Here is a 14,031-nt window from a genome sequence, read left to right as displayed (position 1 = left end):
CAAATGGATGCACAAAAAACATTAGATACAAAAGGGCTAGCATGCCCGATGCCAATCGTAAAAACAAAAAAAGCAATGAAAGACATGGAGTCAGGTGAAGTTCTTGAAGTTCAAGCGACTGATAAAGGAGCTCAAAGTGACCTTACTGCATGGGCGAAATCAGGTGGTCATGAACTAATGAAGTCTGAAGAAACAGACGGCGTGTTCTATTTCTGGATTAAAAAAGCTTAGTAAATGATAGGAGGTACTGGATAAGTACCTCCGTTTTAATGTAAGGGGTGAACAGGATGGATTTGAGTTTTATAATAACGATTTTTGCAATTGGATTTATTGGATCTTTTATTTCAGGAATGGTTGGAATCGGTGGCTCGATTATTAAATACCCGATGCTACTTTATATCCCACCACTACTCGGTTTTGCGGCATTTAGTGCCCACGAAGTTTCTGGTATTAGTGCAGTTCAGGTATTCTTCGCAACCATTGGTGGTGTTTGGGCTTACCGTAAAGGTGGTTATCTTAATAAGCAATTGATCCTCTACATGGGGGTTAGTATTCTAATCGGTAGTTTTATTGGAGGATATGGTTCGACCATTATGTCCGAACAGGGAATCAATGTCGTCTATGGACTGCTTGCTGCGATTGCAGCTGTCATGATGTTTATACCGAAAAAAGGCATTGATGATATACCGCTTGATCAGGTGAAATTCAATAAACTACTTTCATCAGCTCTTGCCTTTATTGTAGGTATTGGCGCTGGGATCGTTGGCGCCGCAGGAGCATTCCTTCTCGTTCCGATCATGCTCGTCGTGCTAAAGATTCCGACGCGGATGACGATTGCATCTTCTCTTGCGATCACGTTTATTTCTTCGATAGGTTCGACGGTTGGAAAACTCGCAACAGGGCAGGTTCTTTTACTTCCTGCTGCGATAATGATTGTCGCAAGCTTAATTGCTTCGCCACTTGGTGCGAATGCTGGTAAGAAAATAAATACAAAAATTCTTCAATGGGTGCTTGCTGCCCTTATTCTTGGAACGTCTATTAAGATTTGGATTGACCTTCTCTCATAATCGAAAAAAGCTGTCTCTCTCATTGCTACATGCAATTTGAGGAGACAGCTTTTTTTATACTTGTTGCTTAATTTCTAATTCTTTAATCTGATGTCCATCAACTTCACGAACTGTAAATTGATAGCCGTCTACGGTAAATGATGTTCCTTGTTCCGGTTCTATATCATGAGTTAAGATCCAGCCACCAATTGTATCCACTTCAGTATGATCAATTGATGTTCCGAGTAGCTCATTGATATCACTAATTAAAGCTTTTCCATCGACGATTGTTTGTCCATTCGAATCTTCTCTTATAGGCGCTTTTTCATCAAAATCAAATTCATCTTGAATTTCGCCAACAATTTCTTCAAGTATATCTTCCACAGTAACGAGTCCGGCCGTTCCACCATACTCATCGACTACGATCGCGATATGATTATGACTCTTTTGCATTTTCGCTAGCAGTGTCTTAATATGAGCTGTTTCAATAACGTGATTAATGGGGTGGATGTATTCATTAAGTATAAGCTCTTCGCCCCATTTGTACTGTGTTAAAATTTCTTTAATGTTTACGACCCCAACGATTTTATCTTTATCCCCATCAGCGACAGGATAACGTGTATATTTACCGTTCTTCATGATCTCAAGATTTTCTTCAGTAGTGTTGTCCAAAAATAGACAGGTCATTTCCGTTCTTGGAATCATGATTTCTCGGGCCATTCTTTCATCAAATTCAAAGATATTATTCACAAATTCCATTTCGGATTTATTGATTTCCCCACTTTTGTAGCTTTCAGATAAAATGAGTCGAAGTTCTTCTTCAGAATGGGCTTGTTCATGCTCATTCGCTGATTTAAGACCAAATAACTTTACCACGCCTCTAGCTGAACCATTTAATGCCCAAATAAACGGATACATTATACGATAGAACCAGATAAGTGGACCAGCTAGAAGTAAACTAACAGCTTCCGCTTTTTGAATTGCAAATGTCTTCGGAGCAAGCTCACCAAGAACAACGTGTAGGAAGGTTATAATCGCAAAGGCGAGCGCAATCGTAACAGGTGTAGCGATTGAGTCAGGAAGGTTAATAAGCTCAAATAAAGGATGCAGAAGCTGTTCAACGGTTTCTTCACCAAGCCAACCAAGAGCTAGCGCTGTAATGGTAATACCTAATTGACATGCTGAAAGATACCCATCTAAGTTACCAAGTACCTTTTGAACGGCTTTGGCTTTCTTATTTCCTTCACTCGCAAGTGCATCTATTCTCGTTCTTCGAATTTTTACGATCGCAAATTCAGATGCTACGAAAAATGCCGTTAATACAATTAACAATAGAACAGCAATTACTTTGATTAGTTCCAATAAGGCCCTTACAGAGTTGTAAGGGTTCACCTCCTATGTAATAGTTATTGTAACGTTATTATAACGATGTTTTCCTCTTTTGGGGTAACGTAAAACAAAAAATTCTACCTCAATGAGAATGTTTGAACGCTCAAGGTTGTAAGAAATAGATTTTATCATTCATAAGATGCTATGATCATTTTTGTGACCATACCTTACCAACCTGATAATGATATCGTGAGCGTTTATGTTATAGTTTTTTCAGAATCGGGGTTAATTATGAAAAAGTCCACCAAACCCTTGATAGGGATAGGAGTATGTCTCCTAATCGTTATTATAATCATCTTTTTAATCAATCCACCATGGTTGGCTCAAATGCGTTCATTTATTTCGCTTGATTCACTCCCTCTGCTCGCTGATTACTTTCGCTCCTTAGGAATATGGGCGCCCGTTATTAGTATTGCTTTAATGATTGCGCAAGGAATTCTCGCGCCGCTCCCATCCTTTGTCATTACAGCAGCTAACGGTCTCGCTTTTGGAATTCCACTTGGCTTCCTCGTTTCTTGGTCAGGTGGAATGGCAGCTGCTCTCGTGATGTTTTGGCTAGCAAGATGGTTTGGAGCCGCATTTGTTGAAAAAGTAACAAAGAAGAGCGACCTTCTTGAGAAGGCCAATCGGTACAGTGGGAAAAATGGTTTTTTCTTAATACTCGTAGCCAGATTAGTCCCGATTGTATCGTTTGATTTTATTAGCTTTCTTGCAGGGTTAAGTCGCATTTCATTTCGATCGTTTGTGTTAGCTACTGCGCTAGGTCAAATTCCTGGAACCATTTTATACACAATTGTAGGTCATGATTTAGCAAACTTAGAAAAATACCAAACGCGGTTTATATGGGCAAGTGCGATCATCATTGTTCTGCTTCTATTCGGGAAAAAGAGGTCGAATCGAAAAAAGCTAAGCGGATCAGTATAAACTTTAGCGGTGCATATTACTTTCTTATCAGCTTCACTGACCTTATGATGTAGATGAATAACTAAATCAATGGGAGCGATGAAAAGTGGCAAAAATCATAGTGATTTATCAAGAACCGAAAGATGTCGATGAGTTTAAGAACTATTATGAGAACAATCATATGGCTCTTGTAAAGGATGTCCCGAACGTTACGAATGCTGAAGTTAACTATGTGACGGCAGCAATGAATACAGACAAGAACTATTTCTTAACAGCTACTATTGAATTTAGTTCAAAAGAGCAATTAGAAGAAGCAATGCAGTCACCGGCATGGGCAAAAGTATCAGAAGATGGACAAAACATGATGAAGTTCTTAAATGAGGCTCCATTATTACTTATAACAGAATAGCAAAGGAAAGAGCACTTGAATCTTATTTCAAGTGCTCTTTTGTTTAAGTTTTTTTCTAGGAGGTAAATAGTTGGTAGGAATAACCAAAGGTGAAGGAGGAGTTTATTAATATGAAAGCACTATTTCTAAATTGTTCTCTTAAAACGAGTGAAACGACTTCTAACACGGATGCTCTTTATCAAGAAGCAGAAGCGATTTTTAAGAAAGAGGGAATTGAATCTGAAAGCATTCGCATAAGCGATTATAAGATCGCTTATGGTGTTTCGGAAGATGAAGGTCATGGAGATGAATGGCCAGTTATTTTTGAAAAAGTAAAAGAAGCGGATATTATCATACTAGGTACTCCTCTCTGGCTAGGTGAAAAGAGTAGTGTCGCTACGCTTGCAATCGAGCGATTATACGGAGGAAGCGGATTAACAAATGAGAAAGGGCAGTCGTTATACTACAATAAAGTAGGCGGCGTCGTGATTACAGGAAACGAAGATGGTGCTAAGCATGCAGCGGCTTCTGTGCTATACGGGTTTTCTCATATTGGCATTACCGTTCCTCCAAACGTAGATGCTTACTGGGTTGGAGAAGCCGGACCAGGCGCTTCTTATATCGAAGCGAACGGTCAAAAGAATGACTTTTCTACCAGTCATGCGAAAACAATGGCGTATAACTTAATTCATTTTGCACGAATCTTTAATGAAAATCCTATTCCTGCTAAAGGGAACACGATGGAATAATGCAATGAGCTAAGCCTCTTCCAATAGGAAGGGGCATTTTTTAGGCTATGGTAATGATTATTGAATGACGGCTCATTCGAGATCTCAATAAGATGATCTGGTTATGAATTGGAAAACGAGAACGCGAATTCACCGGCGCGCCCAGAGTCACATATGTTATTAAACGACCAAATACGGGGGGATCTCAGTGGATGAACTGATTTTGTTTCTGATTCTTTTCATTCTTCTTGTCATTATTTTACTTGCTGTAGCAGGCATTATTTAAGCGTGACAAATAAGTAGAAATGATAATTCTATCTAACTATGGACACCAGCCTAATCCTTCTTTTTCTTACGACATATAGTATTAGTAACCTTCCAGGAAAGGGGGTTTTCTAATGAGTGGTGGAAAAGAGCAAGGGCATGGCGGAGGCTACGGTAAAGGCTTTGCGTTGATCGTAGTATTGTTTATTCTTTTGATTATCGTTGGAGCTGCGGCAGTTGGTGGAGCTAACTACGGCGGTCAGTGTGGTGGTTACGGAAAAGGTGGCTACGGCGGTTACGGCGGAGGATATGGCTACTAAACCTTTCTTGTTAAATTAGCATGAAGGGAGGGATACGCATGAGTTACGGTTATGGTCAAGGTTTCGCGCTAATCGTTGTATTGTTCATTCTTTTGATTATCGTTGGCGCAGTATGGGCTTACTAAAATAAGCAAAGCACCCGATTCGGGTGCTTTTTCTTATGGAACATTATTGAAAAACAATTGTTTTGTTGCCGTGAACAATAACACGCTTTTCAAGGTGCCATTTCACTGCGCGATAGAGGACGATGCGTTCAATGTCTTTGCCATGTCTTTTCAAATCGTTCACATTATAACGGTGAGTAATACGAGTGATGTCCTGTTCGATGATTGGACCTTCATCAAGCTTTGCATTCACATAATGGGCTGTTGCCCCGATGATCTTGACGCCTCGATCAAAGGCCTGTTGATAAGGGTGACCACCGATAAAGGCTGGTAGGAATGAATGATGAATATTAATGATGTCGTTGTGATAAAGGTTAATAATTTCTTCAGGTATGATTTGCATGTACCTTGCAAGAATAACCGTATCGATCTGTTGCTCTTCAAGTAAATGAAGATGTTCAGCTGTTGCTTGTGCTTTCGAATCTTTTGTCACTGGAACATGATAAAAGGGGATCCCAGCGCTTTCCGTTAATTCTTTAAAGTCTAGATGATTACTAATAACCATTCCAATTTCCGCATGTAGCTCCCCCAATTGCCATCTCCATATCAACTCTTGAAGACAGTGATCTTCTTTCGTAGCAAAAATAGCGAGACGAGTTTTTTTAGAAGAAGCCGTTATGGACCATTCCATTTGAAATGGAGATGCCGTTTCTTCAAAAGCCCTTTTAAGTTCTCCTAATTGTTCGTTTAATTGAGGGTGGCTAAATTCGATGCGCATAAAAAAGTGTCCCAAAACAGGATCGGTCGAATGCTGATCAGAGTGAATAATATTTGCACCATTTGTGAATAAAAACGTTGAGACAGCTGAAACAATTCCTTCTCTATCTGGGCAAGATATTAATAAAATGCCTTTATCTAAATTTCCCTTCATCATTAGCCTCCATTTATCTAGTAAATATTTTCAATAATACATTATTTCAAGGTAAAGCGCAAAAGGATTTTATGGTCTAGGATTTTTCTGTGAACTGACTGTTTAAGTTCTATCTTGTTTACCATTGTAATGATGCGAAAAATCATCATGGGGCAATAAGAGGAAATAATAAGAATAAGCAGAATTACTTATAAAAACTTATATAAAATCGAAAACACTTAATAAATATTGATTTATTACTTACGAAAACTTATAATGTAAGTGCATGGAAATGAGGTGTAGGAAGTGTATCAAGAAGAAAGAATGCTAGCGATTTTAGATCATCTAAAAAAACACGGAAGAATATCTGTAGATCAAATTTGCGAGTTATTTCAAGTGTCAAGAGACACGGCGAGACGTGATCTTGTGAAGCTTGAAGAAGAAGAAGCCGTTACGAGGACAAGAGGTGGAGCCGTACTTCCTCAGCTTCGTCATGAGATCCAGTCGTATCATGACCGCTTAAAAGTTGTGTCAAAGGAAAAACAGCGAATAGGCAAAATGGCCGCAGGATATGTTAACGCTGGTGACGTCGTTATTCTTGATGCATCCACAACCGTTCAGTCATGCGCTGAATTTCTAATTGATAAACAAGCAACAGTGATTACAAATTCCATTCATCAAGCAGATATTCTATCGAGCGGAAGTCATATTGATATTCATCTTCTTGGAGGCAAACTCGAGAAAGATCATCGTTTCCTATATGGTTCGGCTGTAGTCGAAAAGGTGGCGACCTACAATGCAGATATTGCTTTTATAGGAGTCATAGGAATCTCAGAGCAGGGATTAACCATTGCTCATGAAGAAGATGGAATGGTGAAAAGAAAGATGATTCAACAATCTCAGTATGTTATCGCACTTGCTGATAATTCAAAGTTCTATCGTTCTGAGTTTTTTACTTTTGCTCATCTTGAAGATATTGATCTTATTATTACGGATCAAATTCCTGAAGAGAAAGTGCAGGAAATGCTAAGGCGACATCAGGTTAAGCTCGTTGTTGCAGAGACTTAAGTTTCTAGAATGACGTCATATAAAGAGAGCTTATGATTTTCTAAAGAATGGACCGGCGTAACCAATTGGGCGTGACGGTCCGTTTTTTTGTGTCTTAAAAGGGTAACTACTAGTATGAAGAGGTTCATCTAAAAGTAAGCATATTTATTGGTCAACAATTTTTCATCTGATAAGATAAACTGTAATGATGATTTTTACATTAAAGGAGCGGAAAGAATATGAAGTTAAGCGTACTTGATCAATCACCTGTATCAAGAGGCAATACGCCAACAGAAGCACTTAGAGAAACAACAGTACTTGCACAAGAAGTTGAGAAGCTAGGCTTTCATCGATTCTGGGTTTCAGAACACCATAGTACGAAGAGTCTGGCTGGGTCTAGTCCTGAAGTCCTGATCTCACATCTGGCAGCGAACACAAAGCGTATGAGGATTGGCTCTGGTGGAGTGCTGTTACCACATTATAGTCCATACAAAGTAGCGGAAAACTTCCGTATGCTTGAAACGTTAAATCCCAATCGTATTGATCTTGGGCTTGGACGCGCTCCAGGAGGGATGCCGAATGTTACAAAAGCTCTCGCTGGGGGGAACAGTATGGGGATTGATAACTATTTAGAGCAGGTGAACGAACTAGCTGCCTATTTGAAAGGGGAAGACCCTGAGAGAATGAACGTACGAGCAACACCGCTTGGAAGCACGGCACCTGAGATGTGGTTGTTAGGATCAAGTGGGGCAAGTGGAATGATGGCAGCGCAGCGCGGACTTGCGTTTACCTTTGCACATTTCATTAATGGATATGGTGGAACGAATGTGGTTGACAAATATCGTTCTCGTTTTGTACCATCTGAATTTAACGAGACACCGAAAACAAATGTAGCTATATTTGTCATTTGTGGTGAAACAGAAGAAGAAGCAGAATATTTGGCATCTAGTTTGGATTTATCGATCTTATTAATCGAACAAGGAAAGTCAGGTGACGGATTTCCATCCCCTGATGAAGCGCGTAGCTTTCCATATACAGTGTTTGATAAAGAACGGATTCGGGAAAACAGAAAAAGAATGATCGTAGGTAGTCCGACCCAGGTGAAAAAACAAATTGAAGAATTAGCAAATGCTTATCAAACAGATGAAGTGATCATTAATACGATTACACACGATTTTCAAACTCGACTGAAGTCTTATAAACTCATTGCAGATGCATTTCAAATAGATGAGAAACCCTCTTCTTGACAAAATGAACTGTAATAATTAGAATTACACTATACCTTGACTCAGTTGGAACACAAACTAGTCTTCCAAATAAGGAGGTAAATGATGATGAATCAATTACATCAACAAACTCAATATCAAAAAGGTGATTGGGTAAAAGGAAAGTCAGTCCATGATGAACTAATTCATGGATATGTTGAATCTGTAAATAACTATCTTGGAACGATTAAAGTATTTGTTCTAGAATGTGATAATCCTGAAACTGTAGGAAAAGTAATCGAAACTTTCCAGAATCGTATTTCCCAGCTGGAGGAACCAAATTTTGAACAGGATGAATCCTTCTTGTTAAACCTTATTGAAGTTTCTTTAATTACGAAAGATAAACAATGGTTCATGGAACTTTCTGCACAACTTAAGCAGCTTCGACATGAGTCGGAGGAAGCAGTTCCCTGTTAAAATTTTCTTGCCAGCTACAAAAGAAGTACGATAGGATGGAAGTGGAAGAAAGTGTTGGGAGGCGCTGCAATTGAATAGTGATTTTACTCTCGCCGTACACAGTCTGGCTTTGCTCGCAATTAAGCCAGGGCAGATGGCAACTAGTGATTATCTTGCCGGAAGTGCTTCTGTCCATCCCGTTCGTATGAGAAAAATTCTTAGTTTACTCAAGAAAAACGGTTATATCGTTTCAAAAGAGGGTGCTGGAGGTGGGTTTACTTTATCTTGTCGTGTAGAAGATGTCACGCTTGATAAGATCTATAACCTTACCTCTATAGGTACTCTCCAACCAAGGTGTCCTGATTCGAATCAGTATTGTCTTGTGGGAGCGAATTTATCAAATGTACTGGGCGATATTTTCACAGATGCTGAGAATCATTTAACAGCATTCTTGAAACAATATACGATTCGTGATATTATTCAAAGCCTAAAACAAAAACAATTATAAGTAATTGTTTTTGTTTTATATCTTAACTGTAACAAAAAAAGTTTCAATAAAATTATTGGGGGTGAGCAGACATGAGTACAGGTCTGGTGGTAAGAAATGAAGGAAGCAAGCTTAATATGAAAGATTGGAATCGATTAGAAAGATCCGGTCAGCTAATTAAGAGAAACAACGGAAGATTTTTGATAAAGCCAGAACATACAAATCGCGATGTATACATTATTAAAAGTGGTAATATTGCCATTTATCATGCGGATAACATGAATGAGTCTCTAGCAGTTCTTGGGCCGAATGATGTTTTGGGCAATCGCTCTATTTTTGTACATCAAAACTTGTATGCAAAAACAATAACTAATGTTGAGCTCATTCAACTTGATCAAACGTCCTATCGTGCTTTGTATCTGGCTTACCCTGAATTAGCAATTAAACTAACAACGGAGCTTTCAAGATTAAAATTAATCATTGATTTTCCTGAACGCACAGCAACTTCTTTTGTGAAGCAGGTTAAAAATGGATTTCAGAATTTGATTAATAAAAATACTAGCAAAAAGGGAAGATACTGCCACAATTGCTAATGATTTTTTGTTTTCTAACTGTAATGATATATGTTACATTATAGTATAGGTGAGATAGGTTATTAGACCATCAATTGAGAGAAATTTTATGGATAGAAAAAGGGGAGAAATAAACGATGTCTGTTAGTGTACAAGAGAACAATCGTGTTCTAGATGTTATGAAAGATCGTCATTCTGTAAGAAAATTTGAGAAAGGAATCGAAATTCCTGAGGAAGTTATGAATGAGATTTTAAATGCTACGATTGAAGCTCCGTCTTCTTGGAACCTTCAACATTGGAAGTTCCTTGTTATTGAAAGTGATGAGCAAAAAGAAAAGCTACTTCCAATTGCTTTTAATCAGCAGCAAATCGTAGATAGCTCTGCTACTATTGTTATTCTAGGAGACCTTGAAGCTAATCTACATGCTGAAGAAATTTATGGCCAGGCAGTCGAATTAGGATTTATGGAAAATGCTATAAAAGAAACGCTTGTTAGCCAAATCAATGGCGCTTACGAAAGAGAAGGCTTTGCTTTAAGCGAAGCAATCAAGAATAGCTCGTTGGCTGCAATGCAATTGATGCTTGCTGCAAAAGCAAAAGACTATGACACAGTGGCAATGGGTGGTTTTAATCCAGTTGCCCTTGTAGAAGAGTTTAACATTCCTTCACGTTATGTTCCAACAATGCTTATTTCTGTTGGTAAAGCAGCTGTTGAAGCGCATGGAACAGCTCGCTTCCCACTTGAGCGTGTTGTCGTGAAAGAAAGCTTCTAATCTTAAATCATGTTAAAGGAAGGGCACTGTCCCTTCCTTTTTTCTGTCTTAACATAGTCTTGATAGCTAAACGCAATAGTCTCACTACACTTATTTTTCATAGTGTTTCTAGCGAGTGTGTATTTGAGAAATGATGAAACGTCGGAATGATTTCCATTCCGTTTTCTGATTTAACGATAAGACAAGGTATACTAAGGAGAGATCGTAAGGGGGAATATAATGGAACAAAAAGCAAATACGGAGAAAAAATGAATTGGCGCGGACTATCAAAATTAATTCGTGATACAAATCCTTCAAAGTCTCTTGTAGCACTTGCTATTGCATTGAGTATGATTGGAACCGTAGCTGGATTAATCGTGCCATTTTTTACGAAAAATCTAGTTGATCAGCTCTCAGGTAGCTCGCTTTCTTCGGGAGTTATTACATTATTAATTGCTGCCTTTGTTGTTCAGGCGATCTTCTCTGGTTTATCTATGTACCTCCTGTTGTATATAGGGGAGACAGTGGTAGCTCGGTTGAGAGAGCGTTTAATGAAGAAAGTCCTTTCCCTTCAAATAACTTATTTTGACAGCAATAGGGTTGGGGATACGACAAGTCGTATTGTGAATGATACTGGAGTAATAAAAGATCTTGTCTCGAATCATTTAATTAGTTTGTTAACGAGTACGCTGTCGATTGTCGGTTCTATTGGGATATTACTATACCTTGATTGGAAATTAACAGCCATTTTACTTGCGGTTGTCCCTATTATGATGATTGGGATTCGTTTTATCGGAAAGCGAATGTATAAAGTATCAAAGGGATTGCAGGAAGAAACGGCTAAGTTTACAGCAACAATCACACAAGTATTATCAGAAGTTCGTCTTGTGAAATTCTCGATGGCAGAGAATGTGGAAGAAGAGAATGGGAAAAATGGCATTAAAAATGTCTTCTCTTACAGCATGAAGGAAGCGAAAATCTATGCCCTTCTTATGCCTCTTATGACGTTATTGTTAATGGGGGTTCTCGTCGTCATTGTAGGCTACGGTGGCGTTCGCGTATCAACAGGAGAACTATCAGCTGGAGAGCTTGTCGCTTTTCTTTTATACCTTTTTCAAATCATTATTCCATTCAGCTCAATGGCAAGGTTCTTAACAGCAATCCAAAAAGCAATGGGCGCAACAGAACGTCTGCAATTTTTACTTGATCATGATAGTGAAGAACGACTGAGCGGAGATGAAGTTGAAGATCCAGCAAAGGTGCTTTCATTTCATAACGTTGAATTTTCCTATGGGAAAGAACTTGTGTTGAAAAAGGCTTCCTTTGAAGTACCACCCGGTAAAATCACTGCAATAGTTGGTCCAAGTGGTAGCGGTAAAACGACTACATTTTCATTAATTGAACGATTTTATCAACCTCAAAAAGGTGAAATCGCACTTGGCGGAAAAAATATTCATGACTTTTCACTTGTCTCATGGCGGAAGCAAATTGGATATGTCTCTCAGGAAAGTCCGCTCATAGCAGGAACCATTAAAGAGAATATTGTCTATGGGCTAGAAGAAGATGTTTCGGATGAGAAAATTGAAGAGGCAGCAAAGCAAGCTTATGCCCTGCCTTTCATTCAAGATCTTCCAAACGGTTTTGATACAGAAATTGGCGAAAGAGGAATCAAGCTTTCTGGTGGGCAGCGACAGCGGATTGCAATTGCAAGAGCGATTGTTCGAAATCCATACATTCTCTTGTTGGATGAAGCTACATCTAGTCTTGATAGTACGTCAGAAGTTCAGGTTCAACGTGCGTTGAACAATTTAATGAAGGGACGTACGACGATTGTTATTGCTCATCGTCTTTCGACCGTTGTTCATGCCGATCAAATCTTAGTTATGGAAAACGGTATTGTATCAGATCAGGGCACACATGAAGAGCTATATATGACAAGCCGTCTTTATAAAGAGCTTGCTCAGCAACAGTTTCAAATTGAAGAAAGTTTATAAGAAAAGGTGTCGGGATCTCCCGACACCTTTTTTAAGTATTAATTAGATACACCCGTTGAATGCGCTTCTCTTTTTTCTTCCTTCACTTTTTCAAGGAAGCGTTTTGTCTCAGCGACAACAACTCCTGAAAGACCGAGAAGTCCAATCAAGTTTGGTAGTGCCATTAAGCCATTGAAAATATCAGCAAGAAGCCAAACAACGTTTAGTTTTAACGTTGTTCCGACAAAAACGGCCAATACGAAAACGAAACGATAATATTTAATCGACGCGTCTCCAAAAAGATAAGAGAAGCATTTTTCGCCATAGTAGGACCATCCGAGAACAGTTGAATAAGCAAATAAAATAAGTCCAATTGTAACGATGAGCGCTCCAGGAACACCCAGGAATTTCTCGAACGTCGCTGTCGTTAAGGCTGCTCCGTTCAAATCTCCACCATAGAGATCACCCATAACGAGCGCGATTCCAGTGATGGAACAGACAACAATCGTATCAATGAACACCTGTGTCATAGAGACAAGTGCCTGACGTCCTGGGTAATCGGTTTTAGCAGCCGCCGCCGCAATTGGCGCAGAGCCAAGTCCAGCTTCATTCGAAAATACCCCACGTGCTACACCATAACGGATTACGGCACCAATGGCACCACCAGCAGCAGCTTCACCTGTAAAAGCGTCTGAGAAGATAAGGGAAACAGCAGCAGGAACAAGACTAAGATTCATAAAGATCACGACTAATCCACCAATAACATAAAATAAGGCCATAACTGGAACAAAGTAAGCCGTCACTTTACCGATGCTTTTAATTCCACCGAGAATAACCATTCCAGTAAAGAACATTAGGACAAGTCCAGTAATCCACGGAGCGATCCCGAAAGTAGCGACAGCATCTGCTACTGAGTTGGACTGTACCATATTTCCGATTCCAAAAGCTGCGAAAGCACCAAAAAAGGCAAAAATCATCCCAAGCCACTTCATATTAAGTCCTTTATCAAGGTAGTACATCGGCCCACCGGACATTTCACCATTCGAATTCACCGAACGGTACTTAACAGCAAGGATTGCCTCAGCATATTTCGTTGCCATTCCAAAGAGAGCACTGATCCACATCCAGAGAACGGCACCAGGTCCACCAACAAAAACAGCCGTTGCGACACCGGCAATGTTTCCTGTTCCGATCGTAGCGGCAAGTGCCGTCATCAAAGCCTGGAAGTGAGAGATATCCCCTTCTGCGTTTTTATCTTGTTTCTTCGTGAAGGCTTGCTTCAACGCATATGGAAGCATGGTAAACTGGAGAAACCCAAGGCGAATAGTGAGGTAAATACCCGTTCCCACAAGTAGGACGAGCAGAGGCCACCCCCATACAAATCCACTAATGTTATTTAATGCTGCTTCCAATAAGAACTCCTCCTTTATGTATCTTAATACTAAATATTCTAACAAATTACCACAATTACCTTTCAAATACAAAAT

General features: G+C 39.4%; 16 protein-coding genes and 1 pseudogene. 14 read left to right on the top strand and 3 right to left on the bottom strand.

All coding sequences use genetic code 11. The features are described 5' to 3' along the window. The first annotated feature begins 3 nt into the window (after nucleotides 1-3). A complete protein-coding gene (locus tag AC0VYJ_RS18185; protein ID WP_194218836.1) occupies nucleotides 4-231 on the top strand; it encodes a sulfurtransferase TusA family protein in 228 nt (75 codons plus the stop codon). A gap of 56 nt (nucleotides 232-287) precedes the next feature. Next, complete coding sequence (locus AC0VYJ_RS18180; protein WP_194218837.1) at nucleotides 288-1,067, top strand: sulfite exporter TauE/SafE family protein; 780 nt, start codon at nucleotides 288-290, stop codon at nucleotides 1,065-1,067. A gap of 54 nt (nucleotides 1,068-1,121) precedes the next feature. Here AC0VYJ_RS18180 and AC0VYJ_RS18175 read toward each other — a convergent pair whose 3' ends face one another. After that, nucleotides 1,122-2,408 (bottom strand): hemolysin family protein, encoded by a 1,287-nt coding sequence (locus tag AC0VYJ_RS18175; protein WP_194218838.1) that lies wholly within the window; start codon nucleotides 2,406-2,408, stop codon nucleotides 1,122-1,124. 354 nt (nucleotides 2,409-2,762) lie between these two features. Here AC0VYJ_RS18175 and AC0VYJ_RS18170 point away from each other — a divergent pair, with 354 nt between their 5' ends. The 5 genes and pseudogenes from AC0VYJ_RS18170 to AC0VYJ_RS18150 all read left to right on the top strand — a co-directional run bounded on the left by AC0VYJ_RS18170 (nucleotide 2,763) and on the right by AC0VYJ_RS18150 (nucleotide 5,163). After that, nucleotides 2,763-3,359, top strand: coding sequence for a TVP38/TMEM64 family protein (locus AC0VYJ_RS18170; protein WP_475365818.1), 597 nt, complete (start codon nucleotides 2,763-2,765; stop codon nucleotides 3,357-3,359). A gap of 85 nt (nucleotides 3,360-3,444) precedes the next feature. Further along, complete coding sequence (locus AC0VYJ_RS18165; protein ID WP_194218840.1) at nucleotides 3,445-3,747, top strand: EthD family reductase; 303 nt, start codon at nucleotides 3,445-3,447, stop codon at nucleotides 3,745-3,747. A gap of 110 nt (nucleotides 3,748-3,857) precedes the next feature. Beyond that, nucleotides 3,858-4,475 (top strand): flavodoxin family protein, encoded by a 618-nt coding sequence (locus tag AC0VYJ_RS18160; protein ID WP_475365817.1) that lies wholly within the window; start codon nucleotides 3,858-3,860, stop codon nucleotides 4,473-4,475. Between the two features lie 377 nt (nucleotides 4,476-4,852). Beyond that, nucleotides 4,853-4,957 (top strand): annotated as a pseudogene (locus AC0VYJ_RS18155) (YjcZ family sporulation protein); the annotation flags it as partial. A 119-nt stretch (nucleotides 4,958-5,076) separates the two neighbouring features. After that, nucleotides 5,077-5,163: a YjcZ family sporulation protein gene (locus AC0VYJ_RS18150; protein ID WP_136948892.1), complete on the top strand. Its 87-nt coding sequence runs from the start codon at nucleotides 5,077-5,079 to the stop codon at nucleotides 5,161-5,163. 43 nt (nucleotides 5,164-5,206) lie between these two features. Here the strand turns inward: AC0VYJ_RS18150 and purU are convergent, their stop codons facing one another. Next, nucleotides 5,207-6,073, bottom strand: coding sequence for a formyltetrahydrofolate deformylase (gene purU, locus AC0VYJ_RS18145; protein ID WP_408962563.1), 867 nt, complete (start codon nucleotides 6,071-6,073; stop codon nucleotides 5,207-5,209). Between the two features lie 285 nt (nucleotides 6,074-6,358). Between purU and AC0VYJ_RS18140 the strand changes: the two genes are divergently transcribed. The 7 genes from AC0VYJ_RS18140 to AC0VYJ_RS18110 all read left to right on the top strand — a co-directional run bounded on the left by AC0VYJ_RS18140 (nucleotide 6,359) and on the right by AC0VYJ_RS18110 (nucleotide 12,565). Continuing rightward, nucleotides 6,359-7,120, top strand: coding sequence for a DeoR/GlpR family DNA-binding transcription regulator (locus AC0VYJ_RS18140; RefSeq protein WP_475365816.1), 762 nt, complete (start codon nucleotides 6,359-6,361; stop codon nucleotides 7,118-7,120). Between the two features lie 218 nt (nucleotides 7,121-7,338). Then, nucleotides 7,339-8,346, top strand: coding sequence for an LLM class flavin-dependent oxidoreductase (locus AC0VYJ_RS18135; protein ID WP_475365815.1), 1,008 nt, complete (start codon nucleotides 7,339-7,341; stop codon nucleotides 8,344-8,346). An 84-nt stretch (nucleotides 8,347-8,430) separates the two neighbouring features. Next, complete coding sequence (locus AC0VYJ_RS18130) at nucleotides 8,431-8,781, top strand: IDEAL domain-containing protein (RefSeq protein WP_242057233.1); 351 nt, start codon at nucleotides 8,431-8,433, stop codon at nucleotides 8,779-8,781. Nucleotides 8,782-8,851: 70 nt separating this feature from the next. Beyond that, complete coding sequence (locus tag AC0VYJ_RS18125) at nucleotides 8,852-9,268, top strand: RrF2 family transcriptional regulator (RefSeq protein WP_194218847.1); 417 nt, start codon at nucleotides 8,852-8,854, stop codon at nucleotides 9,266-9,268. 71 nt (nucleotides 9,269-9,339) lie between these two features. After that, nucleotides 9,340-9,840 (top strand): Crp/Fnr family transcriptional regulator, encoded by a 501-nt coding sequence (locus AC0VYJ_RS18120; RefSeq protein WP_475365814.1) that lies wholly within the window; start codon nucleotides 9,340-9,342, stop codon nucleotides 9,838-9,840. Between the two features lie 116 nt (nucleotides 9,841-9,956). After that, on the top strand, nucleotides 9,957-10,592 hold the full coding sequence (locus AC0VYJ_RS18115) for a nitroreductase family protein (RefSeq protein ID WP_194218849.1): 636 nt from the start codon (nucleotides 9,957-9,959) through the stop codon (nucleotides 10,590-10,592). A 248-nt stretch (nucleotides 10,593-10,840) separates the two neighbouring features. Further along, nucleotides 10,841-12,565 (top strand): ABC transporter ATP-binding protein, encoded by a 1,725-nt coding sequence (locus tag AC0VYJ_RS18110; protein WP_475365813.1) that lies wholly within the window; start codon nucleotides 10,841-10,843, stop codon nucleotides 12,563-12,565. 38 nt (nucleotides 12,566-12,603) lie between these two features. Here AC0VYJ_RS18110 and AC0VYJ_RS18105 read toward each other — a convergent pair whose 3' ends face one another. Continuing rightward, nucleotides 12,604-13,956, bottom strand: a complete 1,353-nt coding sequence (locus AC0VYJ_RS18105; RefSeq protein ID WP_404683253.1) for an alanine/glycine:cation symporter family protein — start codon at nucleotides 13,954-13,956, stop codon at nucleotides 12,604-12,606. Nucleotides 13,957-14,031 lie beyond the last annotated feature (75 nt).

It is taken from the genome of Anaerobacillus sp. 63XJN7_5_ISO-PGPR-S23-430, from assembly GCF_056173695.1.
The sequence above is the reverse complement of the archived record's forward strand: the minus strand, read 5'-3'. Positions and strand labels throughout refer to the sequence as shown.

Bases quoted from the DNA above. Each gene is read 5' to 3' on its own strand.
- AC0VYJ_RS18180 (WP_194218837.1), top strand. From the start codon at position 288: ATGGATTTGAGTTTTATAATAACGATTTTTGCAATTGGATTTATTGGA.
- AC0VYJ_RS18150 (WP_136948892.1), top strand. From the start codon at position 5,077: ATGAGTTACGGTTATGGTCAAGGTTTCGCGCTAATCGTTGTATTGTTC.
- AC0VYJ_RS18110 (WP_475365813.1), top strand. From the start codon at position 10,841: ATGAATTGGCGCGGACTATCAAAATTAATTCGTGATACAAATCCTTCA.
- AC0VYJ_RS18160 (WP_475365817.1), top strand. From the start codon at position 3,858: ATGAAAGCACTATTTCTAAATTGTTCTCTTAAAACGAGTGAAACGACT.
- purU (WP_408962563.1), bottom strand. From the start codon at position 6,073: ATGAAGGGAAATTTAGATAAAGGCATTTTATTAATATCTTGCCCAGAT.
- AC0VYJ_RS18115 (WP_194218849.1), top strand. From the start codon at position 9,957: ATGTCTGTTAGTGTACAAGAGAACAATCGTGTTCTAGATGTTATGAAA.
- AC0VYJ_RS18170 (WP_475365818.1), top strand. From the start codon at position 2,763: ATGCGTTCATTTATTTCGCTTGATTCACTCCCTCTGCTCGCTGATTAC.
- AC0VYJ_RS18185 (WP_194218836.1), top strand. From the start codon at position 4: ATGGATGCACAAAAAACATTAGATACAAAAGGGCTAGCATGCCCGATG.
- AC0VYJ_RS18135 (WP_475365815.1), top strand. From the start codon at position 7,339: ATGAAGTTAAGCGTACTTGATCAATCACCTGTATCAAGAGGCAATACG.
- AC0VYJ_RS18130 (WP_242057233.1), top strand. From the start codon at position 8,431: ATGATGAATCAATTACATCAACAAACTCAATATCAAAAAGGTGATTGG.
- AC0VYJ_RS18120 (WP_475365814.1), top strand. From the start codon at position 9,340: ATGAGTACAGGTCTGGTGGTAAGAAATGAAGGAAGCAAGCTTAATATG.